Source organism: Vibrio sp. OY15 (genome assembly GCF_000742455.1).
GTDB classification, from domain to species: domain Bacteria; phylum Pseudomonadota; class Gammaproteobacteria; order Enterobacterales; family Vibrionaceae; genus Vibrio; species Vibrio alginolyticus.
Map to the genome: position 1 here is coordinate 62,391 of NZ_JPIL01000009.1, position 25,754 is coordinate 88,144.

General features: G+C 42.5%; 27 protein-coding genes and 1 pseudogene. 14 read left to right on the top strand and 14 right to left on the bottom strand.

Annotated features, from left to right (window positions below; all coding sequences use genetic code 11):
- Positions 1 to 139: 139 nt before the first annotated feature.
- Entirely contained in the window at positions 140 to 1,348 is a 1,209-nt protein-coding gene (locus IJ23_RS10735) for a NupC/NupG family nucleoside CNT transporter (RefSeq protein ID WP_017635515.1), read from the top strand.
- Between the two features lie 54 nt (positions 1,349 to 1,402).
- Here IJ23_RS10735 and IJ23_RS10740 read toward each other — a convergent pair whose 3' ends face one another.
- Entirely contained in the window at positions 1,403 to 2,491 is a 1,089-nt protein-coding gene (locus IJ23_RS10740) for a DUF3541 domain-containing protein (protein WP_005384167.1), read from the bottom strand.
- A gap of 69 nt (positions 2,492 to 2,560) precedes the next feature.
- Positions 2,561 to 3,166, bottom strand: a complete 606-nt coding sequence (locus IJ23_RS10745; protein ID WP_033906254.1) for an alpha-ketoglutarate-dependent dioxygenase AlkB family protein — start codon at positions 3,164 to 3,166, stop codon at positions 2,561 to 2,563.
- Positions 3,167 to 3,298: 132 nt separating this feature from the next.
- Here IJ23_RS10745 and IJ23_RS10750 point away from each other — a divergent pair, with 132 nt between their 5' ends.
- Positions 3,299 to 4,654, top strand: coding sequence for a diguanylate cyclase (locus IJ23_RS10750; RefSeq protein WP_033906255.1), 1,356 nt, complete (start codon positions 3,299 to 3,301; stop codon positions 4,652 to 4,654).
- Between the two features lie 387 nt (positions 4,655 to 5,041).
- Here the strand turns inward: IJ23_RS10750 and IJ23_RS10755 are convergent, their stop codons facing one another.
- Positions 5,042 to 6,598, bottom strand: coding sequence for a DUF3612 domain-containing protein (locus IJ23_RS10755; RefSeq protein WP_080773721.1), 1,557 nt, complete (start codon positions 6,596 to 6,598; stop codon positions 5,042 to 5,044).
- A gap of 174 nt (positions 6,599 to 6,772) precedes the next feature.
- Here IJ23_RS10755 and IJ23_RS10760 point away from each other — a divergent pair, with 174 nt between their 5' ends.
- Positions 6,773 to 7,348 (top strand): malate synthase, encoded by a 576-nt coding sequence (locus IJ23_RS10760; RefSeq protein ID WP_033906256.1) that lies wholly within the window; start codon positions 6,773 to 6,775, stop codon positions 7,346 to 7,348.
- A 90-nt stretch (positions 7,349 to 7,438) separates the two neighbouring features.
- On the opposite strand, the gene gefA is transcribed toward IJ23_RS10760, so the two are convergent.
- On the bottom strand, positions 7,439 to 8,452 hold the full coding sequence (gene gefA / locus IJ23_RS10765) for a diguanylate cyclase GefA (RefSeq protein ID WP_017635511.1): 1,014 nt from the start codon (positions 8,450 to 8,452) through the stop codon (positions 7,439 to 7,441).
- A 349-nt stretch (positions 8,453 to 8,801) separates the two neighbouring features.
- Here gefA and IJ23_RS10770 point away from each other — a divergent pair, with 349 nt between their 5' ends.
- Genes IJ23_RS10770 through IJ23_RS10780 form a run of 3 tightly spaced genes read left to right on the top strand, consistent with a single transcriptional unit; the run spans position 8,802 to position 12,405 of the window.
- Complete coding sequence (locus IJ23_RS10770) at positions 8,802 to 10,154, top strand: DASH family cryptochrome (RefSeq protein WP_033906257.1); 1,353 nt, start codon at positions 8,802 to 8,804, stop codon at positions 10,152 to 10,154.
- A complete protein-coding gene (locus IJ23_RS10775) occupies positions 10,154 to 11,698 on the top strand; it encodes a cryptochrome/photolyase family protein (protein WP_033906258.1) in 1,545 nt (514 codons plus the stop codon). The genes IJ23_RS10770 and IJ23_RS10775 overlap by 1 nt, the downstream gene beginning before the upstream one ends.
- Positions 11,698 to 12,405 (top strand): SDR family oxidoreductase, encoded by a 708-nt coding sequence (locus IJ23_RS10780; protein WP_017635508.1) that lies wholly within the window; start codon positions 11,698 to 11,700, stop codon positions 12,403 to 12,405. The genes IJ23_RS10775 and IJ23_RS10780 overlap by 1 nt, the downstream gene beginning before the upstream one ends.
- A 61-nt stretch (positions 12,406 to 12,466) precedes the next feature.
- On the opposite strand, the gene IJ23_RS24120 is transcribed toward IJ23_RS10780, so the two are convergent.
- Together IJ23_RS24120 and msrB are read right to left on the bottom strand one after the other, a co-directional pair.
- Complete coding sequence (locus IJ23_RS24120) at positions 12,467 to 12,613, bottom strand: DUF2256 domain-containing protein (protein ID WP_080996743.1); 147 nt, start codon at positions 12,611 to 12,613, stop codon at positions 12,467 to 12,469.
- Positions 12,614 to 12,646: 33 nt separating this feature from the next.
- On the bottom strand, positions 12,647 to 13,789 hold the full coding sequence (gene msrB, locus IJ23_RS10785; protein WP_033906259.1) for a peptide-methionine (R)-S-oxide reductase MsrB: 1,143 nt from the start codon (positions 13,787 to 13,789) through the stop codon (positions 12,647 to 12,649).
- Positions 13,790 to 13,991: 202 nt separating this feature from the next.
- On the opposite strand from msrB, the pseudogene IJ23_RS24125 reads away from it, so the two are divergent.
- The 4 genes and pseudogenes from IJ23_RS24125 to IJ23_RS10800 all read left to right on the top strand — a co-directional run.
- Positions 13,992 to 14,108: pseudogene (locus IJ23_RS24125) on the top strand (osmotically inducible protein OsmC); the annotation flags it as partial.
- A 335-nt stretch (positions 14,109 to 14,443) separates the two neighbouring features.
- Positions 14,444 to 15,310 (top strand): phosphoribosyltransferase-like protein, encoded by an 867-nt coding sequence (locus tag IJ23_RS10790; protein ID WP_033906260.1) that lies wholly within the window; start codon positions 14,444 to 14,446, stop codon positions 15,308 to 15,310.
- Positions 15,311 to 15,655 carry a hypothetical protein gene (locus tag IJ23_RS10795; protein ID WP_033906261.1) on the top strand — a complete coding sequence of 115 codons (345 nt, stop codon included), beginning with the start codon at positions 15,311 to 15,313 and terminating at the stop codon, positions 15,653 to 15,655.
- A gap of 156 nt (positions 15,656 to 15,811) precedes the next feature.
- Positions 15,812 to 16,849 carry a reverse transcriptase family protein gene (locus tag IJ23_RS10800; RefSeq protein ID WP_050550080.1) on the top strand — a complete coding sequence of 346 codons (1,038 nt, stop codon included), beginning with the start codon at positions 15,812 to 15,814 and terminating at the stop codon, positions 16,847 to 16,849.
- Positions 16,850 to 16,901: 52 nt separating this feature from the next.
- On the opposite strand, the gene IJ23_RS10805 is transcribed toward IJ23_RS10800, so the two are convergent.
- On the bottom strand, positions 16,902 to 18,059 hold the full coding sequence (locus IJ23_RS10805) for a DUF6035 family protein (protein ID WP_050550081.1): 1,158 nt from the start codon (positions 18,057 to 18,059) through the stop codon (positions 16,902 to 16,904).
- Positions 18,060 to 18,466: 407 nt separating this feature from the next.
- On the opposite strand from IJ23_RS10805, the gene IJ23_RS10810 reads away from it, so the two are divergent.
- Positions 18,467 to 18,862, top strand: coding sequence for an OsmC family protein (locus IJ23_RS10810; RefSeq protein WP_033906262.1), 396 nt, complete (start codon positions 18,467 to 18,469; stop codon positions 18,860 to 18,862).
- A gap of 129 nt (positions 18,863 to 18,991) precedes the next feature.
- Positions 18,992 to 19,546 carry a sugar O-acetyltransferase gene (locus IJ23_RS10815; RefSeq protein ID WP_031780875.1) on the top strand — a complete coding sequence of 185 codons (555 nt, stop codon included), beginning with the start codon at positions 18,992 to 18,994 and terminating at the stop codon, positions 19,544 to 19,546.
- An 87-nt stretch (positions 19,547 to 19,633) separates the two neighbouring features.
- Here the strand turns inward: IJ23_RS10815 and IJ23_RS10820 are convergent, their stop codons facing one another.
- From IJ23_RS10820 to IJ23_RS10850, 6 genes are all read right to left on the bottom strand, one after another.
- Positions 19,634 to 20,014 carry a hypothetical protein gene (locus IJ23_RS10820; RefSeq protein ID WP_005374128.1) on the bottom strand — a complete coding sequence of 127 codons (381 nt, stop codon included), beginning with the start codon at positions 20,012 to 20,014 and terminating at the stop codon, positions 19,634 to 19,636.
- Positions 20,002 to 20,319: a hypothetical protein gene (locus tag IJ23_RS10825; protein ID WP_235213034.1), complete on the bottom strand. Its 318-nt coding sequence runs from the start codon at positions 20,317 to 20,319 to the stop codon at positions 20,002 to 20,004. Before IJ23_RS10825 ends, IJ23_RS10820 begins: the two co-directional genes overlap by 13 nt.
- A gap of 1,064 nt (positions 20,320 to 21,383) precedes the next feature.
- A complete protein-coding gene (locus IJ23_RS10835; RefSeq protein WP_021035913.1) occupies positions 21,384 to 21,566 on the bottom strand; it encodes a hypothetical protein in 183 nt (60 codons plus the stop codon).
- Between the two features lie 164 nt (positions 21,567 to 21,730).
- A complete protein-coding gene (locus IJ23_RS10840; protein ID WP_033906264.1) occupies positions 21,731 to 22,417 on the bottom strand; it encodes a helix-turn-helix transcriptional regulator in 687 nt (228 codons plus the stop codon).
- Positions 22,418 to 22,464: 47 nt separating this feature from the next.
- The gene (locus IJ23_RS10845; protein ID WP_033906265.1) at positions 22,465 to 22,779 is read right to left on the bottom strand and encodes a hypothetical protein; all 315 of its coding nucleotides are present in this window, start codon (positions 22,777 to 22,779) and stop codon (positions 22,465 to 22,467) included.
- A 115-nt stretch (positions 22,780 to 22,894) separates the two neighbouring features.
- Positions 22,895 to 23,818 carry a LysR family transcriptional regulator gene (locus tag IJ23_RS10850; RefSeq protein WP_025541423.1) on the bottom strand — a complete coding sequence of 308 codons (924 nt, stop codon included), beginning with the start codon at positions 23,816 to 23,818 and terminating at the stop codon, positions 22,895 to 22,897.
- 138 nt (positions 23,819 to 23,956) lie between these two features.
- On the opposite strand from IJ23_RS10850, the gene yjjG reads away from it, so the two are divergent.
- Positions 23,957 to 24,631 (top strand): pyrimidine 5'-nucleotidase, encoded by a 675-nt coding sequence (gene yjjG, locus IJ23_RS10855; protein WP_005374109.1) that lies wholly within the window; start codon positions 23,957 to 23,959, stop codon positions 24,629 to 24,631.
- Positions 24,632 to 24,682: 51 nt separating this feature from the next.
- Positions 24,683 to 25,222: an NUDIX domain-containing protein gene (locus IJ23_RS10860; protein ID WP_033906266.1), complete on the top strand. Its 540-nt coding sequence runs from the start codon at positions 24,683 to 24,685 to the stop codon at positions 25,220 to 25,222.
- Positions 25,223 to 25,301: 79 nt separating this feature from the next.
- Here the strand turns inward: IJ23_RS10860 and IJ23_RS10865 are convergent, their stop codons facing one another.
- Positions 25,302 to 25,736 (bottom strand): hypothetical protein, encoded by a 435-nt coding sequence (locus IJ23_RS10865; RefSeq protein ID WP_033906267.1) that lies wholly within the window; start codon positions 25,734 to 25,736, stop codon positions 25,302 to 25,304.
- Positions 25,737 to 25,754: the final 18 nt, after the last annotated feature.

The window sequence follows — 25,754 nt, forward strand, 5'->3', positions numbered from 1 at the left end:
AGGTAAAAATAAGATGTCGAACTATTCGTTCTGTCTACATTCTGGATCTAAAAGTGAGTTATCACTCGCTGCGTTGTCCCTTTCTTCTGCCAATTCCTTTGGCTCTTTTTTCTTTTTCAACGTTTAGTAGGTCCAGCTCATGAGTGTTCTATTTAGTCTATTTGGTATTGTTGCACTGCTAGGTTGTGCTTTCCTACTTTCTGAGGGTCGTTCTTCCATCAATTGGAAAACTGTATCTCGCGCCTTGATGCTACAAATGGGGTTTGCTGCTTTGGTGCTCTATTTCCCGTTGGGTCAAGCGGCGCTGGCGAGTTTAAGTAATGGTGTCGCGGGGCTACTCAGCTTTGCTGATGAGGGGATTAAATTCCTCTTTGGTGACCTCGCTTCTTCTGGCTTTATCTTCGCTATCCGTGTCCTTCCTATCATCATCTTCTTCAGTGCTCTTATCTCCGCCCTTTACTATTTGGGCATTATGCAAAAAGTGATTCAATTTATTGGCGGCGCTATCCAGAAGTTCTTGGGTACGAGTAAAGCAGAGTCTTTGGTTGCAACAGGGAACATTTTCTTATCTCAAGGCGAGTCACCACTTCTTATTCGTCCATTTCTTTCTAACATGACTCGCTCTGAACTGTTTGCCGTGATGGCTGGTGGTATGGCTTCAGTGGCGGGCAGTGTGCTTGGTGGTTATGCTGGTTTGGGTGTCGACCTCAAATACTTGATCGCGGCAAGCTTTATGGCAGCACCAGGTAGTTTGATGATGGCAAAAATCATCGTTCCTGAGCGTCAAACGCCAAGCGATTACAACAATATTGAGCTAGATAAATCAGAAGAAAGTAACGTTATTGATGCGCTAGCAAGCGGTGCCATGGGCGGTATGAAAGTTGCCGTTGCTGTTGGTACCATGCTTATCGCTTTCGTGAGTGTTATCGCGATGGTGAACACGGGGCTAGAAAACTTGGGCGAGATACTTGGTTTCTCTGGCGTAACGCTACAAGCGATTTTTGGTTATTTGTTTGCACCTCTAGCGTGGTTGATTGGTGTGCCAAGCCACGAAATTCTAGCTGCGGGTTCATACATTGGTCAGAAAGTGGTGATGAATGAGTTTGTTGCGTTTATCGATTTTGTGCAGCACAAAGCGACACTGTCTGAGCATACTCAAATTATTATCACTTTTGCGTTGTGTGGTTTTGCGAACATTGGCTCAATTGCGATTCAGTTGGGTTCTATCGGCGTGATGGCACCTGAGCGCCGCAAAGATGTTGCAAGTCTAGGCCTAAAAGCGGTTGCTGCTGGTACACTCGCTAACCTGATGAGTGCGTGCTTAGCGGGCATTTTTATCTCTCTCTAATTTAGATTGAAGATACACACTAAAAACCCGCCTAAATGGCGGGTTTTGTTATTTCTAAGGCTTGGGCATTAAGCCGTAAGGTATCGATTTAAAAGCCTCTGGGTGCTCTTGATAAGTTGGCGCTTTATGTACCCCTTTCCAATCGAGCAGCATGATGGCTAGTACGTTACGGTGTTCGCCGTACTTGAGATCAAAGTTACCGTCGACCGACGGAATCATCCCTTTTTCTGCGTTGATTGCGTGACGAATGGCTTGGCGGGTTTTCTTTACGACCGGATCATGGTCCAAGCCTGCTAACAAAAACGAAATGCCGACTTCCGCAATCACGTCTTCTTTGGCGCGCAGTAGGATAGTATCGATATTGTTGCGAAAGTAATCATAAATCCATTGGTGTTTCTTCTCGCTTACTCGCTCCTGATAATACTGTGAATCGGCAAAGATGATGTGCGTCATACCATAGAGTTTGTTCCAATACTGCTGAGCTGAAAGCATCTTATCTTTATCGTCGGGGTAGGTGTCACGGAAGGTTTGAGTGAATTCCTCGACCACATCTTGCTCTCCTAACTGACGAAGCCAGTAGACTTGGTTTGCAAGCTGAGCTGCCCATGCTTCTATCATCTCTTTGTCCGTAACGTAACGCGAGAAATCGTAGCGCCTAATAATTTTTCTCAGCGTTTTGTCTTGTTTATGCTTTAGGCCGTATTCGTTTGCTCTTGCCATTGCGCCAAGCAAATCCACACCAAGATAAAGGTACTCAGGATGGTGTTTAGTCACGGTATAGCGTCGCTGCCCTCGTTCGGTTTCTTTCTCTTGATACGTGGTCAGCCTTTGAGATGAATAGAGAATGATGTCTTCTGGTTCAACAACTTCATTAGCAAATTGGTTTAACCGGCTGGCTACTTGTGCCATGTCGGTCCAAATGGCAGCGTGATATTTCTCATCTAATGTTTGGCGGTACATGCGTAAGCCAAAATGGCCCTCTTTAAACGCCGGGAAAGTGAACAGTTCCTGTTCGTAGGTACTACGAATCAACTGCGCTGATTGAGTATTATCGAGAAGCGGTACCTCTTCCTGTGATGCCTGAGCAGCAAAGGTAAGTGAGCAAGAGAGTAAGACCGCTAAGCTAAGAGGTTTAATACGCATAAATCCATTCCCTATGAAGTCCTGAACCTAAACCTACCATCAATATTAATTGAGAATGTAAAAGCTGAGTCAATAGTTAAAAATTTGCCTAAAAGTCAGGTTGATACGTTCATCTTTGGTTTTCGCGGTTTTTGGTACGCAGTGCTTCCAGTGATGCTGTAGCTCGCCAGCCATAATCAGTAAGGAGCCGTGAGAAAGCTCATATTCAATCTCAGTTTTACAATGTAAATTTCTAAGCAAAAATCGACGTGTTTCACCTAAGTTCAAAGATGCGATAACAGGGTTTCTACCTAACTCTGGTTCATTATCTTGGTGCCAGCCCATTGAGTCTTGACCGTGTCGATATAAGTTAGCGAGAACAGAATTAAAAGTGACATCAGCAACTGATTCACAACGTACTTTCAGCTGAGTTAACTCAGGAGCCCAAGGGTGAGGCTGCATGGTTAAGCCTGAGTAAGTATATGCTGCATCACCGTGCCACGCTTGTAAGCGAGGTTGAAGTACTGACTTGCCGAACATAGTAATGTGTTCTTGGTGCCATGGCAGTGTCTTTCGAAGTTGGTCAAAGTAATTATCCGCCTCAAGATGGCTAAGAAAATGAGGATCATAATAAAGTTTTCCTCTTTCTACTTCTTGCCATAGATCGCCGCCAAATAAATCGCCTTGTTGATGCATCATCTCACACCTAAAACATAAAAGTTGTCAATCACTGTTACCTTTCTGATTATGATTGGTTATTCTTGTGATAATAAGAATTTTAACAATAAATAAAAAATCTCGTAGTTGTATACGAGTTGTGGGGAGAAAATGCGTTATTTACCCAGAAAGCGATGCTATTTTGCATTGTTCTTCCTCACCTTTTTCGCTTTGTGTATTGGGGTTATCGAGCTGTTAAATCGAAACCAGCAAGAGCTTCACAAAGAGCGAGTTCAAGTTGAGGCCAAAGAACAACTTTCCATTCTCCGTTCCAATTTGGAAGCGGTACTTATGGCGGATATCTACAAAGCCAGTACTTTAGCGACACTCATTACGTTACTTCCTAAAAATCAAGAAAAAGAATTGAGTATCGCCGCTCACCGAATCCTAAATAAAAGTAAACATATTACAATCATCGGTATCGCGAAAAATGATGTAATTAGTCACGTATTTCCACGCCAAGGTAATGAGCGCCTAATCGGCCTTGATTACCGCGCAGTGCCACAGCAGTGGGTACAGGTGCAAAAAGCCAAGGATGTACAAGAAATTTTCATCGCAGGGCCCGTTACATTGATCCAAGGTGGCCGAGGTTTGATCGTGCGTGTGCCTGTTTTTCTTGATCCTCCAATGAATCAGGACTACTGGGGAGTGATCAGTGCGGTGATTGATTTCGATGCTCTGATGAGAGAAACCGGCGTAATTGATTTCTCGTATCGTTACCCTTTAATGATCCGTGGTTACGATAGCGGTGGCTCATTTGGTGATGCTTTCTTTGGCGCGCAAAGTATAAATAGCATGGTATATGCAAAAGAGATGGTTCATTTTCCTTATGGTGGGTGGAGTATGGTGGTTTTCTCTGGAGGCAAAGCTGATCGCCAAATCTCTTGGCATCAGTTGCATTTAGCTAGAGTAATCGGCTATCCCATTATATTCGCACTTAGCCTCGCGCTGTTCGCCATTTATCGACTGTATACCATTGCAGATGACAGAGCTTTACACGATGAACTCACGCGTTTACCAAACCGTCGCTATTTTATGAAGTTTTACAAGCAGCAGTTTGAAATAGCGAAACGTTATAAAAAGCGTTATAGCTTCGCCTTAATTAATATTGACCTAGATAGGTTTAAACACATTAACGACACCTATGGTCACGACGCAGGTGACAAAGTTTTAATCGCTACGGCTGAAAGGGTAAAAAGCTCTCTGCGTAAATCAGACATCGTGGCCAGAATGGGCGGTGATGAGTTCTTAGTTGTAGTTCATCACCCAGGAACGGAAGAAAATGTTCAGTCCCTTCTACAAAAACTTCGATTAGCGCTATGCTCGACGCCCGTCATTTACGATGAAACGCTTATCTATTTGAAAGCCAGTATTGGGTACGCGATATTTGACCCGCAAATGTCATCTTCTGAGCAAATGATGAAACTAGCCGATGAGAGAATGTATCAACAAAAGCATGGCGGATGAGCCTGAACCCAGTTTCAATAAGGGGTTAGAAGAATGGTAAAGTTGGGAGCCCGAAATCTCATCATCATTTGGGTACAAGAATATGTGACTTCATATGTTCACAGACACTTTGCTGAGAGAGTCGTTATTAGCAGTGCATTCAGTGGCATATTTGCATAATGTTGCATTTTGCAAATGCAGTTTGCGAAATTAATGGTTAATAAAGCAACGATATGCATCTGGATCTACTAAAAAACGGCTTTTTTAAAGTTGGCACGCATCGTGCTTTACTTAGAGTGACCCTTATTAAGCCGAGGGTCACCTAGCCAACTGACGTTGTTAGTGAATACAAATTGTTCACAAGTATATACCGCCAATCACGTTTATTGTGATTGGCGTTTTTTCTTTCTAAAGCCCGATGATATTCACGTCGCTGCCCGTCTCATCAGCTTCTCCGCACTTGCTGTAACAACTAGGTTGTCTTGGACAAACCGCCCCTCTGGAGCAGATCAACCTTGCTTGGGTTTGAATCCCGCGCTCTATCCAGTTGATGTTTAATATCTTAGCGATAGTCGTTAAGTCTTTTTTGATGTGGGGAGGAATAACACTACTTCCGCCGGAAGCGACACAAAGGGACTTAAGTTCTTCCGCTATGGAAACGGCATCGCCACCTTGTGCAGAAATAGCAGGGTTAAGATCAATACCGGCACATAGCACGCGATTATTTCCCGCAGGGTCAAATACGTTGACCGATTCGCAGCAGTAGATACGTGGCTCGTCGCCAACATTTAAAATCGAAATTTGCGCTGAACTGGTATCCAAAGGCTGGGAAAGGCGTCGGAATACCGCCCAGTGCTGGCAAGGGTCGTTTACTTTGCGCATGTTGCCCCAAGGCAATGGAATACCATTTCCTCGATACACTGCTTTTAACTTGCCGGGGCCATAGGCATCAAAATAGTGCCAATGAGGGTAAGGCGAGACCACCGTCATGCGACGCATTGCAACGGAAGGAGAAACGCCGGCCTTTTTGTGAACATCAATTTCGTAACCGGAGCGGTCAAGCAACTGACGAAATGGTACTTTGGGGCAAAGCAAGGCACCAGCAAAAAAGCTGGACTCAAAATCACGCCAAGCTTGCAGGATATCTTGCGAATTGAGTTCAGAGTTCGACACAGGGCTGTCCATTTGCTCCCAATTGTTTTGATGCCCGATAGATAAAACGTTATTCATTGCATCGCTGCTATGGAGCACTCGATGGCCGATATATACCGCCAAGTCATACTTCAATCGGGTTGGATAGTCACGCATTCGTTTATTGAGATAAATAGTCCCAGGTGGCTCCATGAAAGACGTAATCAACTGTTTGGCGCTGACGCCCAGTTCATCAATCACATCTTGTGGCGCTCGATCTACCCAGCGGATATCCAATCCCATACTCTTTGCAATGTCTACGAGATCTTCTACAGATAGATTCAGCCGCTTCAAGCCGACCTCTTCGGCGGCGCGCTCTAAATCAGGAAAATGGTTTTGATGGTTTTCTTGGTGTGCGCGGATCAGTAAGTGGGCGAATTGACGCCCCGTGATACCTGTTTGGGAGAGCATTTCTGGTATCGCGATTTGAAGAATATCATTGGAAAACAGGAAGCTCGGCTCCAACGCCATGCCACTAATCCCGCCACGATTTCCTTTGTTGGGTGTGATGGCTTCTAATTCGGGTTCATCATCTAAAAACCACGCCGGATCTTTTTGAAAAACTTCCGCGATCACTTCGAGCATATCGATACTCGGTACGCGTTTTCCGCGCTCAATCATTGAAAGGTAAGAAACCGACGGAGCGTACTCTGGATTAATTCTTACACAACGGGCAGACAAATCTTCCATCGTTAAATGGTTGTTTTTTCTTAGGTTACGAATTTTCGTACCAAGAAAATGAGACTGACGAATAAGGCTTTTTGACACAGACATTTTGTAAAATTCACATTGTAAAATTTTTGTTGTGAAATTGTAGTCAATATTTCGCTAGTCTACATAATGAGCAGGCAAGGAAATTAACCATCCACTTCACAGAATTGCCTGAAACTTAAATAAAGGATTTAAGTTTTTACTCTAGGACGAGTTTTTAAGTGCGAGGATATGACGATGAATATGCTGAACTTCGATAAAAAAGAGATGCAACAACAACGCCCATTTATCGCTGAAGCCGTATTTGCCGTCGAAGCGGTAAGTGCTGAGCAGCAGAGTGAGAAACAAGTAAAAGCGAAGCAACTGCTTGACCGCATGTTCCCATTGGAGAACGGGTCGCACCAAGACGTATCAAGTTACGTGATTGATTACCGCCATGTTTTGGCTTATTTCAAAGACGGTACACACAGCGGCCTGAAAAGCCCAAAACACTTCGTGGCGTACACTGGTGAAAAGGAAGATCCAAAGTCTATTTTGTTCAAAGATGATTCGGGCAATCATGTAGAAGTGCTGTTTGGCTGTCATAAAGGCACTGGTTGCGTGGAATTAGTGGACATTGATGATATTCAATTGGAAACTCGCACGACGTTTCGTCCTGAACTAACTGGCAATGCACCAACCGCGATGCGCCATTGGATAAGTCTAATCAAAGGCGACAAAAAAGGTAAGCCGATGGCATGCAGTGAAGATAAAGAATATACCGCAAAAAATGGTGACGACTACATTCTAAGTTACTGCTACAGCGTCGATTAAGATACTCATGATTGGATACAAAAACCCCGCACTTTACAGCGCGGGGTTTTCTTTTTTATCATAAAAGTCGTTTTCGCTTAGCCAGTTTATTTAAATTGGCATCACGCGGTTACGACCGAGTTGTTTTGCTTCATAAAGCTGTTTATCGGCTTTATTGATTAAGGCTTCAGGCGTATCACCCAGCTCAAATTCTGCTACCCCAAAAGAAGCGGTAATGCTGTGAACTTGTGTGCCTGAGCGCTTATCTCTGATACGCAGTTTTTCTATCATCCGGCGTAGTGTGTCTGCATATTGGCGAGCAATTCGCAGAGATTTGTTAGGTACAATTAACGCGAATTCTTCACCACCAAAACGGTACGCACATATCCCATCTCGACAACTTTGTTGTAGCCGGCGGGCAATGGCTTTTAATACTGTATCGCCAAAAAGGTGCCCGTAATTGTCGTTAAATGATTTGAAATGATCGATATCAAGCATGATCAAGGTCATTGCCTGATTTGATGCAATAAGTGAAGAGAGATCTTTGTCAAATGCTCGGCGGTTGTATAGGTTTGACAAACCATCGAACAACGCATCTTGCTGTACTTCAGCCAGTTGGTTTTTGAGGCGAGAAATTTCTTCACTCGCGTTAGTCAATTGGCTATTCAAAAACTTTGTTGAGTGACGAATTTCGTGTGACTCTGCGACAAGTTGACGAATCACCACCATCACTTCTTCGATGCTTAGGCTATTGTCCTCAACTTTTTCCAGTTTATTAAAGCTTTTGTCTACCATCTCAGAAAAGGAGGAAGTATCTGAAATCGTATCGCTCATTGAACTGGATACTTCGTGTAGCAGAACTTCTACATTGGTTCTAAGATCTTCAAGGCTGGTTTCTGCTTTGCTGGCCACATAGTTGTTGTAAAGCTGTTTATTGGTTGCTGGCGGGCAAATACCGTAGTTTTCTAACACCATGTCTAACTCAAAGTTGAGTTCTGGAATGGTCTTGTCAACGTAGGTATACCAAAGCGCGTAGTTGGCTGGCGTGGCAGCAACATGGTTTTTGATCATCAGTGGGACCGCTTTTTTTAAATTAGCGGTTGATTTCTTAAACTCGTCGGTCATTTCTGCGATGGTACTAGCAAAATGGGATTGGGCTTAGATTAACGGATATTAACTAATGTCGCTTTAATTTTTATCACTTTTGCATGGTTTATATAGAAAATGAGTGATTAAGATCGTGATCAATACCGTTGGATTCAAATTTTATAAAATATCAGTATGAAACATGTACAGGCATTTGGTGGTATTGCGTGTTTTGAGATATCCAGCAAATGGATTCCGTGTGAACGTTAGTAACCTAATGATCGTCAAACTCTCGTTTTCGTATAAAAGCAAGTAAATCAAAAGGCTTAACGTCAGGGTCTCCGTGAAAAGAACTCGTAGACGAAGAATTAACATCTGAGGGTGCGAATTGAAAAAGAAAATAGGACTTTATTGGTTCACGAACGACTTGCGATTGCACGACAACCCACTGTTGAAAAGCGCCAGTGTAGAAATGGACGAGTTAATTTGCTTGTATTGCTACCCTTCAATGACGCCTTACTTGCATCACTTTGCGCAGGAAGCCTCTTTCGGGCGTGCGAAATTGCAGTTTCTCGACGCATCGCTTAGTGAACTCAATCAATCTTTGAATCACCTTGGTCAGCGATTGTGGGCAGTTGAACTGACGCCCGATCAAGCAATCAAGTATGCTGTTAATCGCTTCGGCGTCACACATATATATGCTGAAGCCTTTCCCGGTTCGGATGAGCAACAAGCGTTAGATCTAGCAGTTGAAGGCGCTTCTCATGTAAAAATAAAACAGCAAACAATCCGGACCCTGTTAAGGGAAGAACAACTGCCATTTGACTTGAGCAAACTGCCTACGACTTTCACGCAGTTTAGAAAGCAAGTTGAAAGTTTAGACATCTCTCGGCCCCACGAGAGTATCCGTTCGTTACCTCCAATTCCTTTAGGTGTGAATCTGCCTTCCGTTACTGCATATTACTTTGACACAAAAGCTACGTTTCATGGTGGAGAAAGCCGCGGGCTTGAACATTGTCGCCAGTATTTTGCTTCCACACTAGCCAGTGAATACAAACAAACACGCAACGGTTTAGATGGCATGGATTACTCCACCAAGTTCTCTCCTTGGCTAGCTCATGGGTGCGTTTCTCCGAAAACTATTTATGCCATGTTGAAACGTTATGAAGCGGAGAATGGTGCAAATGATTCAACCTACTGGATTTACTTCGAACTGCTTTGGCGTGAATACTTTTATTGGTATGCCCGTCGACACAAGCGACAGCTGTTCCGATTCGGTGGCATCCAAAATCAAGCACCACTCACCAGCTTTTATGCGCACCGTTTTCAACAATGGAAGAAAGGTGAAACGCCATTTCCTATCGTGAACGCGTGTATGCACCAGCTTAATGAAACCGGTTATATGTCGAATCGTGGCAGACAGTTAGTCGCCAGTTGTTTAGTGCATGAGCTTGGCCTCGATTGGCGTTATGGCGCGGCGTACTTTGAGTCACAACTGGTTGATTACGATGTGGCATCGAACTGGGGAAACTGGCAATACTTAGCAGGCGTTGGTGCTGATCCGCGTGGTTCACGACAATTCAACCTCGAAAAGCAAACCGAAATGTACGATCCGCACATGGAGTTCATTGATAGGTGGCAAGGTCGTTGTGCTGGCGCGCATTTGGATAGTGTAGACATGGTCGATTGGCCTATCGTAATGGGCAGCAGTGACAAAGCTTCGTCACCGGAGAAACCGTAATGCAATTTGAAACCGTACGATTGATCTTGGGCGATCAACTTAACAGTGAGCACTCTTGGTTTCAGCAACCGGATGAGCAAGTGCTTTATTTGATTGCAGAGCTCAAGCAAGAGAATACTTACGTCACGCATCATATTCAGAAAGTGTGTGCGTTCTTTTCTGCAATGGAACAGTTTGCGAAAGAGCGTCAGAGTGAAGGTCACCAAGTTCTGCACCTCACGTTGGATGACACACAATCCTTCGACGATCTTGAGCAAGTTTTGCAACATTATGTGAGCGAAGGTGGTGCAAGCAAGTTTGAATATCAACGCCCCGATGAATACCGTTTACTAGAACAGTTAGCCAAACTAAAGCTTGATGGGGTCGTGACACGTTGTGTCGATTCGGAACACTTTTTGTTGCCGTTTGAGGAAATAGAATCGCAGTTTCCTCAAGGCAAACACATCATGATGGAGCACTTCTACCGCCGGATGCGAAAGCGCTTCGACATCTTGATGCAAGACGGAAAACCCGTCGGCGGAAAATGGAATTACGATGCCAACAACCGTAACAAGCTCAAAGCCAAAGACATTGAACAACTGCCACAACCGTTGATGTTCAGTACCGACGTGCGCGATATTACTGAGCGGTTGGCAAAACATGACATCGAAACCATCGGAAATCTTGAAGGAGATTTGTTGTGGCCGATCAATCGCGCGCAGAGCTTGTCTTTACTCGCGCATTTCTGCCAAGTCTGTCTGCCGTTGTTCGGCCGTTTTCAAGACGCCATGACAGGCCAGCACGATGCTAAGTGGAGCTTGTATCACAGCCGAATTTCCTTCTCGCTCAACAGCAAATTGCTGCACCCGAGAGAAGTCATTGATGCATCACTCAAGGCATTTCATTCCAACGCAGGCATCGACATTTCTCAAGTCGAAGGGTTTATTCGCCAAATCTTGGGATGGCGAGAATACATCCGAGGCGTCTACTGGGCGAATATGCCTAATTACCCGAACAAGAACGAGTTGGGCGCAGAAAGAAAGCTGCCAGATTTCTTCTGGAATGGTGAAACTAAAATGGCTTGTATGCGCAATGCGATTGGGCAGTCCCTCGATTACGCCTACGCACACCACATCCAACGATTGATGGTCACTGGTAACTTTTGCTTGCTAACCGAGATCGACCCAGATCAAGTGGATGAGTGGTATCTCGGTATCTATGTTGATGCGATTGAATGGGTCGAAATGCCGAACACACGTGGCATGGCATTGTTTGCGGATGGCGGCATTGTTGGCACCAAACCTTACGCGGCGAGTGGTTCTTACATCAACAAAATGAGCGACTACTGTAAGGGTTGCTATTACGACAATAAGGCGAGGAGTGGGGAAGGATCGTGTCCGTTTAACAGCCTTTATTGGCGCTTTATGAACAAACACGACAAGCGCCTCGCAGCCAATCCACGAATCGGGATGATTTTCCGCTCTTGGGACAACATGGAAGAACAACAACGCCAAGCGATTCTTGATACCGCAGAGCACTACATAGAAAACGTGGAGAACTTGTGATGGAAATACTCATCGTCGGTGGCAATGGTGGAATTGGTTTGGCGATGATGAGAGAAGCCGCAGCTCGGTTTCCTCAAGCTCGCGTGCATGCCACTTATCGTAAGCAGCAACCAGATTGGCAACACCCAAATGTCGTTTGGCATCAAGTGGATGTATCGCAAGACGAGCAGGTAAAAGCGTTCAGTGAGCAGATTGAACACGTCGATTGGTTGGTGAACTGTGTTGGTATGTTGCACACCCAAGAGAAAGGTCCTGAGAAGAATCTTAGCTCGCTCGACGCAGACTTCTTTCAGCAAACCATCACGGTTAATACTTTGCCAAGTTTGCTGTTGGCGAAATACTTCACGCCCAAGCTAAAGCGCAGTACTGCACCCAAGTTTGCGACCATTTCGGCCAAAGTTGGCAGCATTAGCGATAATCAGTTAGGTGGTTGGTACAGCTATCGAGCATCGAAAGCCGCATTAAACATGTTCCTAAAAACCATGTCGATCGAATGGCAAAGAGTGGTCAAACATGGCACGGTGCTTTCACTTCACCCTGGCACCACAGATACCGCTTTGTCGGCACCTTTTCAAACCAATGTCCCAGAGGGAAAGTTGTTCACGCCAGAGCGAGTTGCTAAGGATTTATTAGGCTTGATAGAAAAAGCAACCCCGCAAGATAGCGGGGCGTTTTGGGCTTATGATGGGACGTTATTACCTTGGTAAGAGAACGCGTACAAACGTTAATACAAAGGGAATAACATGCTCCAGAGAGGGTCGGAGTGACCTACGTTTTCGTTGGTTTATTTCTTCGGCAACGCTCAGAACAATAAACGATTTCCTCCCAATTTCGCGCCCACTTCTTTCTCCAAGAAAACGGGCGCTGACAGACCGGACAGACTTTCATGGGAAGGTTGGATTTAAAACCTTTCATCGCGCTGAATGTTCACTCCTAATTTGGTTAAAATTACTTATCAAATAGGTACAGGTAATCGCCGTAGCCTAAACTCGCCATCTTGTTCACAGGTACAAATTTCATCGCAGCAGAGTTCATGCAATAGCGTAATCCCGTCGGCTTCGGACCATCTTTAAACACATGACCTAGGTGTGAATCACCAAACTTACTGCGGATCTCCGTTCTAGGGTAGAGTAGTTTATAATCGGTTTTCTCCACGATGTAACCCGGGTTAATTGGTCGAGTAAAGCTTGGCCAACCTGTGCCAGATTTGTATTTATCAGTAGAAGAAAATAGCGGTTCACCGGTCACAATATCAACATAAATTCCCGCTTCTTTGTTGTCCCAGTATTCATTATCAAACGGACGCTCCGTGCCTTCTTCTTGCGTCACGTAATACTGTAGCTCTGTTAAGTTTGATTTGATTTCAGACTGAGCAGGCTTACTGTACGCTTTCACTTTCGAAAGCAGCTTTTTTTCTTCAATCAACTGTCGAAGTGTTTTAGGACTTTCTTTTCGATCTTCACCAAACACTTCGTCGAGGTATTTATCGCGACCTGATGCGTAGCGGTAGTATTTGTACTTTAGGCTACTCTTCTTGTAGTAATCCTGATGGTACGACTCCGCAGGGTAAAACTTTTCAAACTCGATCAGCTCTGTTTTCAACGGCTTTGGATAGATCATCGCCTTGTCGATTTCCATCATAAACTGCTTAGCAATCTGTTTTTGCTCCGCATTATGGTAGAAGATCGCTGGACGGTATTGAGGGCCACGGTCAACAAATGAACCTTTATCGTCGGTAGGGTCGATATGACGGAAGAAGTAGTCCAGCACTTGTTCGTAGTTCACGACAGCAGGATCGTACTCCACCTCAATCACTTCAATATGACCAGATTTACCAGAAGAGACTTGGCGGTAAGTCGGGTTTTCAATATGACCACCTGAATAACCTGATACAACATCGATTACGCCGGGCAGTTGCTCTAAATCCGATTCTGTACACCAGAAACAACCGCCAGCTAGCGTTGCGATTCTTGTATTCTCTGAAGCCTTCAGCTTATCCATCGTATCGGCGGTACCTGTTTTACTCAATAGTAGAAACAAGACTGGAAGTGCGAAGGAGAAACCGGCCAATAACTTAGACATATTCTTCATAGCTACCTCATCGTTATTTTTGTAGAAAGTGTTACTTAAATAAAAAGTGTTACGTATAGAGAAAGGTAACCGAGCGAAAAAATTACAGTAATGTTGAAAATTCCGTTGCCCTTTTATGCGATAGAGCTAAAGTATCGACAAGAAACACACCGCTAGTAAGGGCAACGATGCCTTGAATAAGCGATGCTAAATGAGGTAAATCATGCAAGCTGAAGTTAAATGGATAGAAGATTTTAAATTCCTTGGGCAATCTCAGTCGGGCCACTCCGTAGTGATGGATGGCAATGGTGGTGCAACCGCACCAAGCCCAATGGAAATTGGCGAGTAGGACCAAAATTTAACATTTAGAGATGGGAGTTTACATCTTGGCTTTGCTTAAGGTTATACATGTTTTTTTAAATCAACCACTTAAGTGTTGTAGGGTTTGCTTTTCGTTAGTCCCTTTTAAGTCTCTTTTGCATTTCTTAAGTTAGCTTCGAATACTCAATGCACCCATCTTAACCTTTAAGTGAGACACTGATACAGCATATACTTAAGCCTGAAAATTGATGCACCTCTTTGTTATAGAGCACAAGACATCTATCGCTTATTAGGTATAATCAGCAAGCCCTAACTTACCGTTAGATTTAACCCGAAATTTAGGTGTAAAGATCAATGTCAATTTTATCCTCAAAATCCAATAGTGAAGAAGATTTCATTGAACTCGGTAAACTGATAAAAGAAATACCATGGTTGGCTAAAAAAGACTATGAATCTTCGCTTCCTGCGTTATTGAATACATATAACACTGAGCCAGAAAGAGTAGTGTTAAAAGAACTATTTCGCCGATTCACTCATCATGAAAACGATGATCGTTTAGAAGCAAATGATCTACTGATCAAGATCATAAAGGAACATAAATTTCAGCCCAATGATACTGTATTTGTCGCTACATCCGATGGTAAAGAGTCCGATGGCTCTCAAACTGGCTTATATCAAATAAAGTCTCTACTTGGCAGGCAGGAGGCTGATTGGAAAGAACGTAACTTCCTGCCAGTATTGGATGATAGTTATGATAGGATTCATCAGGCTGGTATGAAGAATATAGTTGTTTTTGATGACTTTATTGGAAGTGGAAAGACAATAGTGAACAAAGTTCGCACTTTGAAAACTGAGATGAATAGCCGAGGTCAGAAACAAAGGAAGTATTTTGTATTTTCGTTTGTTGGAATGCGGTTTGGTGTTGACTATGCAAGGAACGAACTTGGCATAGATATTTATTGTCACACAGAACTAACAAAGGGAATTGTAGACCACCCTAATTCTGAGATAATTAGAGGAGTAGTTCTAAATATGGAAGCGTCGCTATTACCGAAGTGGAATAAGTTAAATATCTCAGATTTTAGTTTAGGTTACAAAGAATCAGAAGCACTCTATCAGTTATATATGTCAAACTGTTCTAATAATGTTCTTCCTATTTTTTGGTGGAAATATGATGAAAATAAAATTTTCAGAAACCCAATGTTTGGTAGGTTAAGATAAATGAATCCGTCACATGTGAAAGTTGCTATTGATTTTTTGAAAGAAAAAAATCAAGCCTCATTATTTGATCTGCATAATAAGTTTCGTCTTACTTATACCGAGTCAGTTAATGTTATCAGCTATCTCAATGATCAAAATATTGTTAGTTTTGACGGGTATAACTTTTCTTTAAACGATGATGTTTCTATTGAAAATATATCGAATTTATATAATTCGATCAGGTTTAGAAGCTTTAGTCTTGAACACGAAATAATAGAAGGCTACAAAGAATCAGCACTGGGAATATCTGATTTATATATGCCAAATCTAAATAGGATTGATGGTTCTTTACTTGTTGACTCGTGAGAAAAATATGATACTGTTCACTGGCTGCTCACCGTTAGTTAGAGCGGGTGATTCGCCCGCCATCAATAAGGCTCACTTTAACCTCATTGATTCTCTACCGGATTTCGTGACGGTGGGCGGCTTTACATATCACACGTCTATAGAGAAGCTACATTGATGATGGAACAAAGTCGTTGGTTTAAGTTTTTTATAGAAAATGATTTAAACAAATCACAGGCACAGCTTCTAACTAAGTATGCCCAAATACTGGAGTTAAAATCACTCCCTGTAATCTTTGAGCTTGAACACTTATCCAAACTTCTGGGTGTTGAACTATCATTACTAAGCCGAATTTGCACTCTAAATGAACGGTTTTATAGATTATTTAGTTTAGAAAAAAAACATGAAGGTTTTCGCCACATCGAATCACCTTACCCTAAGCTAAAATATATTCAGAGATGGATAAATGATAATATCCTTTCTGTTCTGACCGTCCACGATAATGTATATTCCTATTTGCAAGGTAAATCTCATATTGATAACGCAAAAATGCATATAGGCTGCAAGCAAATGCTAAAGTTGGATTTAGTGAACTTTTTTGGTCATATAACTATAAGTCAAATTGAGAAGGTTTTTATTGATTGTGGGTACACTGAAGATTTAAGTAATAAATTAGCTAAGATTTGCACATGTTATGACCACCTTCCTCAAGGTGCTCCGACAAGCCCTGCATTAAGCAATATTATTTTTTATGACTTAGATTGTATTTTTTATGATATTTCGCAATTAAATGGTTTAACTTATACTCGATATGCTGATGATCTATTTTTTTCGGGCGATAATATTACAAAAGATGTTATAGATGATATCTTCTCTCATTTAAGAAATCATGGTTTCAGTATTAATGATGATAAATCAAGACTTGTGAAAGACAATCAAAGAAAAGTTGTTACTGGTCTCGTAGTTCAATCTGATTCTATTAGAGTACCTAAAAAAATGAGAAGGAAATTCAGGAAAGACTCATACTACTTAATTAAGAATGGTTATGATAACTTAGGTAATGAGAGGCTATTTGAACTTTTGGAAGTTGATGAATTAATCGGTATTGGTAGTTATATTAAAAAAGTAGAACCCCAAAACACCTATGTTTCTGAGGCTTTAAATGAATTAAATAAAGTTAAAAAGAGTTTAATGGCTTCGGCTTCTACAACTTAAGTTGCTTTAGGTATTTGTGCATTTACATGGCGAAAATATCCGCAGGCTTATCTTAAATGATTTCATGTCCACATCTGCTGCAAACGGTCAATCTGCCCATTTTTCGAGGTTTTCCTATGTTAATACACTTTCGGCAAATTGAGGTGCTACCAACAGATTTGACCGACATTGGTAAGGCGGATAGTTTCTGGCTTCGATGAGTTTTCTCTTTGTAGTTTTTGGGAGCATGAAAACTTGAATACGAGCGTTCTAACTTATCAAGTCGCTCTTGTGCATCTCTTTCCTGTTGTAAGGCCATTTCTCTGGCTCGCTCTCTTTCTTTCTGTTCGATCTGTTGTCTAAGCTTTTCATCATTAATTTGTTCGATTACTTGCATTCTTAATTGTTCAGTATCTACGAAGTACGTTTTTTTAGTCGCCTCATCAAAACTAAGCATAGAGAAGTCCACGATTTCTGAAACCCACTTGTGAGCGATAGTCAATTCTTCGCTCATATAAGGCTGTCGGTAATAGCATTTCATTACCAGTTTACCGTTAAGCTCGGATTCATGGGTTGCCTCATTGTCCAAAACGAATACGTTGGCTTTATTGGCATAGGCTATGTCGAGAGTAGTGAATTTTTCAGAGTCAAAGTCGAGAAAAACCCAAGTGATATAGGCATCGTTGTTTTTGTAGAATTCTTCTCGACTAATGATAACGTCAAGAAACGTTGTTGATACTTGAAGTTCGAATACGACTTCTCGGTTATCTGAGGCAAAACGAGCTGAAATATCAGGTCTACGCCAGCGTTTGGCTATACCGACAGGGTTCTTTTCTCGGAATGTTTTTTCTATATGGATTTCATTAGAGAATAGGGGATCTGAACTGAGTAGTTCCGCTAACCTTTGCTTACCCTCTTTGTGTTGTCGTCCCTCTTTTTGACCGTTGTATTTCATTGCTTGAATCTCTTCCATTGTGAGATTCGTGGTAGTTTTGATTGGGCAGTCTTCTGAGTCTTTTACGTGAGCAAAGAATGTAGTTCTTTGCGGTGTGGCTCTTAAAACTACTGGTTGAAAACAAACATTACAAAGTGCCAGTGGGTTTGTTTTTCTGTTTTTGGCGATTGCGGTTCTGAATTGGAAGTATTCCTGTTCTTCACAAGAATCTAAGAACTCATTAGCATCTATTACTTTATCTTCCTGTGTTAAAAATACAGAAGTCATGTTTCTCATACTCAACAACTCCAAAGACTTTGATTGCAAGTTATTATGCAATAAAGAGATACTGTCTAAATGAACATGAGTGGATTTTGTGATGTATCACAACATAGTAAAAAATTTTCGTTGCCCTGTTATCTTCCAAGTTTGTTGAAAAGGTGCAGAATGTAAATGTCTTGTTGATTGATAGCGACAGCAGCAAAGGAGTAGTTCAGTGCGTAAGGGGCAATACTACATCCCTATATTTTTTATAATCAATGGTAAGAAGATCTGTTATCTGATTGAGTATCATAGGTGTGTAGAGCTTCGTTCATTATCAAAAAATAATAGAAATTAGACACTCTGATTAATTTAAAGAAGTCATGAATTTGCTTCTAATGTTAAAATGATAACTATCATTATGTGTTATAGGTTTAGGAAAGATGAAAGCAGAAGTAACGTGGATTGAAGATTTAAAATTTGTTGGTAAAACAGATAAAAATCAAGAGATTATCTTTGGAAGTGGCGACAGTACAATTGTTTCACCAATGGAAATGGTACTAATGGCTGCTGGTGGCTGTAGCTCTGTCGATGTTGTTGATGGTTTGAAAACAGCAGGCCAAAAGGTTTCGTCAGTTAATGCCAAGCTAACCACAGAGCGTCGTGAAACCGCACCGCGTATCTTTACGCAAGTGAATATCCACTTTGAAGTGTCAGGTGACGAGCTTGACCCAGAAGTCGTAGCAAAAGTGGCGGCTGACTCGCTAGAAAAATACTGCTCGGTTTGCTTAATGCTAGGCGAAGGTGTTGAGATGACCCACAGTTGGGAAATTGTGTGAGTTGACAGACTCCACAAAATATAAAAACAGGAAAGAGAAAAGTCCGGGCTTTTCTCTTTTTTTATTTCACAGTTCACGTACCTTGTGAAGAATCTGAAAGCAGTAATTGCAGGTTGTAGGAGTCTTCCAGTGACAGAACTAGAAAAAATGATGTCTGGCCAGGTCTTTGATGGCATGGACAAAGAAATTGACGCCATTAGAAGCCATGCTCTTCAAGCACTTAGAGCACTTAATAATAACACCGACGAAAGTCAGCGCGACGAATTGCAAAAGCAGCTATTTGGCAAGGTAGGCCGTTGTATTGTCCAGTCCCCTTTTCATTGTGAATTTGGTAAGACCATCGAAATAGGTGAAGAAACCTTTATCAACATGAACGTGGTCATGCTCGATGGTGCCAAAATTACCATCGGGAACCACGTGCTCATTGGACCGAGCGTGCAATTCTATACCGCTTCTCATTCTGTTGATTACCGAAGTCGTCGACGTTGGGAAACGTTTTGTAAACCTATCACGATTGAAGATGATGTGTGGATTGGCGGAAATTCCGTCATCAACCAAGGTGTAACAGTTGGCGCTCGCTCGGTGATTGCGGCGAACTCGGTCGTTAACCATGATGTGCCGCCAGATTGTCTATACGGAGGCACGCCAGCTAAGTTGATTCGTCGTCTCAACGAAGAAGAGTAGAGATCAGTATGCAATAACACTGGCGATTAGAGAGTTCTGACTGAGCTCTCTTCGTCGAGTACATCGTTATATTTTAATGTTAATTTCTCATTCAATTGCTAAAAGAACGGCACCAATTGATAAAGTCAGGGCAACGACAACAGAGTTAACAATGATAATACCCAGTAATAGAATCGACAAATAACGATACCATTTTGGTACTTCTCTAGAAATATTAGGTAATTTTCGCTTTTCACCTGAGCTAGGTTGAACGATTAAACGAACAAACATCAATGTTCGGAAAAATGCGTAAGGCCACCCTGTGAATAAAGAAAGCTCAAATTCATTAAAATATGGTTTTTTAAAATAGTTCCCAACAATCTCCTTCGGCATCAGAAAGTGCATGACACCGATAAAAATGGTTTGTAAGAAAATAATAATCACACCAGTCATTAAAGTGTAAAAAAGAAATGTGATTACTTGCTGCATATAGACTCTATTCCAGTACTAGCGACTAAGTTTGGCTTGCTTTCAATTGAATTATAAAAGCTTTTTGCCACTTTACCGGATGCATAACCTACAGCCGTTGAACCGGCAGCGAGTACAATGGCAGTCACCCAGCCAATAGGGTTTGATACTAAAAATAGACCGACTAACGCGCTGGTACCCATTCCTACAGCTGTGCTAGTTATTGACTCAACAAAAATTTCATTCTTCTCATGTTGGTCTTGTGTATTCGCAATCTGAATGCAGGAAGCCGTCAGACCAACACCGACTAAAACATGTCCGCCCACTTTAGATGCTTGAGCTATTTTATTCAGTTTTTCGGCTTGTTTAACTATATGAGCATTCGCAGGTAACCCTCCACTTCGAGCGATGCGGATAGACTCGTAAGCTTTTTATTATCAAGTGATAAATTTAGCCTTTCATATGGAGTACCATACATGTTTAATATAATTGATGATAAGTTATCATGAGTTTTTATTTTATACTCAAATAATCCCGACACAGAGCACCTCTAGCTAATAATTTGTTTGTGCAGATACTAACAAAAAACTATATTTAAAAAGGTTTATTTTTTGCATTCTAGACTTTCATTTTAAAAAGTTACAAATTAGCTGATGTATTTATTATTTGCATGAAATTGTTAATGTGATTTTTTACATTTAAAGTGTGATATTAAACTTGGTTGGATAAGTAAAGGTCATACATGATTTGCTAGTGATAAAAAACCTGCGATAAAAAATACAAGTGCTAATATTGTAGAGTTTATGATAATTACCCATATTATTATGAAGGATAATAGGCGGTACCACCTAGGCACCTCTTGGGATACATCGGGTAACTTTCGTTTTTTACCTGAGTTAGGTTGAACGATTAAACGAACAAACATCAATGTTCGGAAAAATGCGTAAGGCCAACCTGTAAATAGAGCTAGTTCGAAAGTGTTAAAATAAGGTTCTTTAAAGTAGCTATTGACAATGTCTTTTGGCATTAAAAGGTGCATGATACCTATAAAGAATGTTTGAAAAAAAATAACTAATACACCAGAGAACATTAAGTATCCAATAATGTTCCAGATCAATTGCATATTGCACCTATCCTTATAATAAACCGATGCTTTTTCAAAGGTTTTATCCTAATTTTTATCATGAAGAAATAAAGAGACTAACAGATAACCTATATCTTAGCTATGAATGTAAGGCCGTTTTGAAGGAGTGTCGAGAACGAAAATAAGAACTATTTTATTGATTTTTATGTAAATATAGTTGGTCGTGTATAAAATTGATAACGTGAAATGGCGAGATGTAAGCCTTGCACAACTAACAAAGGTTGGTTAAACAAGGCTAATAATCGGTTATGGATGAATAACGATTTGTTGCTCCTCTGTCATCACAAGTGTCGCTTTGCTTTGTTCGATAAGTTGGGCAGCATAAGAAGGGGTAACTGCCTGCATGTCACCTTTAGATCGAAGAGTTAAAGACTCCCACGCTTGATCTCGATATTTCCCTGCTTGGGTGTATTGAATCAGTACTTTCATAGCTTCACGCTCCGGTGTGGTTGACGTGCTACTTAAGTTAACGATCTTAGGTTGGTTGCGCATCTGTTAAAAATGAAACATTAGTTTAACCAAATGTGCCTTTCCAAATATCGCGCATTGAGCAGAGCAATTTAGAATCCTTGTGATGAAGGGATGAAAAACACTCAATCTTTCGATTCATACTGCGCAATATAATGTTTGAGAGATTTGGTTTCCGCACTCTGAAACTCTTCATCGTGCATACGCAGTGCTTGGATACGGTCGAGGCGGAACTGGCGGTAGTCATCGCGCAATTTGCACCAGGCGACCAGCGTCCAGACTTTGCCCCAAAAGAACTGGCCTAACGGTTGGATTTTTCTCTCGGTCACCTGTCCGCTTTCATCTTGGTAATCTAAACTGACCTTAAACTGATGATCAATCGCGTGGCGCAGAAGCTGCCCTCGTTTGGCAGTCTCGGATTGGGTGTGATAATCGGGCACAATCAGCGGACAATCTTCCACTTGTTGTTTGAGCTTATCGGGCAATACCGAAAGTATTTTGGTGGACGCAGAGTGAGACGCTTCGGCGAGTTCAACATCCGACCAGGCTCGAACCATCCGCATACCCAGTTCAAGCGCCATCATCTCCTTTTCTGAGAACATCAAAGGCGGCAGATGAGAGCCAGCTTGCAACAGGTAGCCGACACCTGCTTCACCTTGAATCGGAACACCAGAACTGAGCAACGACTGAATATCGCGATAAATCGTACGTTCGCTAACTTCCATTCTTTCTGCGAGCTCTTTCGCTGTCATGGCGTAACGCTTTGCGCGCAGAAGCGTCAGTAGCTCAAACAGTCGTTCTGATTTGCTCATGATGTTCCTTATCTAGACCTACTGGTTGTTAGTGATAGTGTGGCTGATTACTTCTCTAGCTCACTGCACATTTTTAAGTTGTGATGTTTAAGCTCGAAACTTTCGCAGTCAATCATCGATAACAGAGGCTGAAATTCAACGGCTTGCTTAATCTGTTTTCCCGCCTGTTTTGCATCGTACATTGAACGCCAGTAAATGATGTCTGTCCACACATCGTCCGTCGCTTCGTGACTGAGTGAGCGATACAAAAAGCCCGGCAGATTCTTCACAAACGTTTGTGACTGTTTGGCAGCGGCGATCACGTCTTGCTCTGTTGTGCCTGCGGTTAGACGAAATTGCACAGTTTCGATAACGGTTTCCATATTGTGATTCCTTATTGGTTTTGGCGGATTGCCTGTTGATTTCCAAATAAGGTTACGCGGATGGAATGTCAGAACGTGTCAGTAGTGAAATCTCACTCACTTATCATCAATATGGTTATTTTTCTGGGCTGCTGTAACGATCCCAGTAAGGTAAATCTGTACCGAGTTTTTCGCTGATAAAATCGATAAAGGCTCTTACTTTCAACGGCATGTGCTTGCGCTCAGGGAAAACCGCATAAATGGCGTGTTCTGGTAGAGAATACTCTTCCATTACCGGTTTTAGATTTCCTGCGGCAAAGTCTCTTCCTGCAATAAACGTTGGCAGTTGCGCAATGCCCGAACCTCTTAACAGCAACTGGCGAATGGCTTCGCTGTTATTGACGATAAAGTTTCCTTTTGGAAGTACCTTGTATTCGCTGCCGTTGTTGATGAACATCCATTCGACGCCGCCACGGAAATAGGAGTAGCGCAGGCAGTTGTGACTGACTAAATCACTTGGTTTTTGTGGTGTTCCAAACTCCGCTAAGTAATCTGGCGAGGCACAAAGCACACTTTTACAAGGGGCGAGACGTTTTGCGATTAGATTGGAAGAGGTGAGTTCACCAATACGGATCCCCAAATCAAAACCGTCTTTAACCAAATCGACCATTTTGTCTTCGAGGTTTAAATCCACTTCAATTTTCGGGTAACGAGCGAGAAACTCGCTGATCAAAGGCGCGATATGCAGTACACCGAAAGACATCGGCACGGTAATTTTGAGCCGACCTTGTGGCGAGCCTTGCAGTTCCGATACCGCGTCCACGCCTTGCTGGGCTAGGTTGAGCGCTTGAGAGGCGTACTCAAAATAGCGTTCTCCCGCTTCGGTCAGGCTCAGCTTACGCGTAGTTCGGTTAAGGAGACGAATGCCCAAATCGTCTTCTAGTTGGTTGATGCGTTTGCTGATCGCCGATTTCGTCAGATTCAGCTGTTTGGCAGCAAGGGAAAAGCTGCCGCATTCGACAACAGCAACAAAAACGGGCAGGGAGGCAATCGCGTTCACATCAATCTCCTATTATCGTGAAGCATTTATTGTTGAGCACAAGGATACAATTAATTTCCAATTATAGAGATTATCTTCAAGAAGAAAACAATCTAGACTATGCACCAGTATTACGACCTTGATTTTGGGAAGAAGAAAATGAAGTACGATTGGATCCTGTTTGACGCTGACGAAACCTTATTCCACTTTGATGCTTTCAAAGGTTTACAGCTTATGTTTTCTCGCAAAGGCGTAGATTTTACTGAACAAGATTTTGCTCATTACCAAACCGTAAACAAACCGCTTTGGGTGGATTACCAAGACGGCAAAGTAACGGCAGATGAGCTAAAACATAAGCGTTTTACCGAGTGGGCTGAGAAGTTGAATACCACAACAGCAGATCTCAATAGCGCATTTTTAGAAGCAATGGCCGATATTTGCAGCTTGTTGCCAGGTGCAAAAGAGCTGATGGAAGCGCTGCAAGGCAAAGCTAAAATGGGCATCATCACCAACGGTTTTACAGAGTTGCAAGCAATTCGCCTTGAGCGCACAGGGATGACTGAGTACTTCGATAAAGTGGTGATCTCTGAACAAGTGGGCGTAGCAAAACCGGACTTAGGTATTTTTGAATACGCGATGCAGCAAATGGGCAACCCATGCAAAACGCGCGTACTGATGGTGGGTGACAACCTGCATTCCGATATTCTGGGTGGTAATAATTTTGGTATTGAAACTTGCTGGTTAAATACCACAGGCGCAAGCGTCGATGAGCGTATCGCACCAAATTACACCGTTGAGTCTTTGAGTGAACTAAAGAACATTTTGGTGGCGTAACCGAATCCGGTATTATTCCGCAGTAACCCTCAGAAAAATCAAGGAATAACCATGTCAGACATCAAACAGCTAGACAGCAAAGTCGTTTACCAGAATAAGTGGATGACGGTGCGTGAGGACAAAATTTTACGTCCGAGCGGCGCAGAGGGCATCTATGGTGTGGTCGACAAACCTGATTGTGCTGCGATTCTGGCTATCGATAACGGGATGATTCACTTGGTTCAGCAGTACCGTTACACCGTAGGTCAACGTTGTTGGGAGATCCCACAAGGGGCGTGGGAATCAAACCCAAATGCGGATCATCTTGAGCTTGCCAAAGGCGAGCTGCGTGAAGAAACGGGCATGCAGGCGAGCGCCATGGCGTATGTCGGCGCGCAGTTTATCGCATACGGCTTTTTGAATCAGACATGTCACGTCTACTTCGCCAGTGACTTAACGGACGCGGGCAATCAACTCGACAGTGAAGAAGAGGATTTGATCACTCGTGCTTTTTCTGTTGAGGAGTTCGAACAGATGATGATCGACGGCACGATCAAAGATTGTGTCACCATCGCCGCTTATGGTTTGGCGAAGCTGAAGAAATTCATTTAGTTATCCATGATGATTTTTTAATGAAAACAGCGGCCTAGTGCCGCTGTTTTTAGTTTGGGTGAGCTCGTTGAGCCATCGCTTACTCGTCGATTTTCTTACCTAAGATTTCCACTTGCGCTTTTTTGGTCACCCCCGCGACTTGCAGCGCAGTGCTGCCAACCGATTCATAGTTCAACTCGATCTTGTCTAATTTCGCGCTATCTTTTGTTGGTAGGCTTAAGCTTCTTGATGACATGCCTTTAGTCAGAACACCTAAACTGTCGAACGTCTTTTCCTGACCATCTTTCATGATTACTTTAACGCTTTTCAGATCGACCGTACCTTGCGTACATTTGATTTTTATGTGGCTGAAACGAGTGTTAGCAAATGGTGACAGTGGATTGACTGTGTCGGTTTCCGATTTAAAACTGACGGTTTTATCTGCAATCTTGTCCCAATCGTTGTCTCCAGCAACCGATTGGAAAGAGGCTACAGTCGCTAAAAGACAGAGTGCGATGGTGTTGAACAGTTTCATAGCTTTTCCTTACCTTAG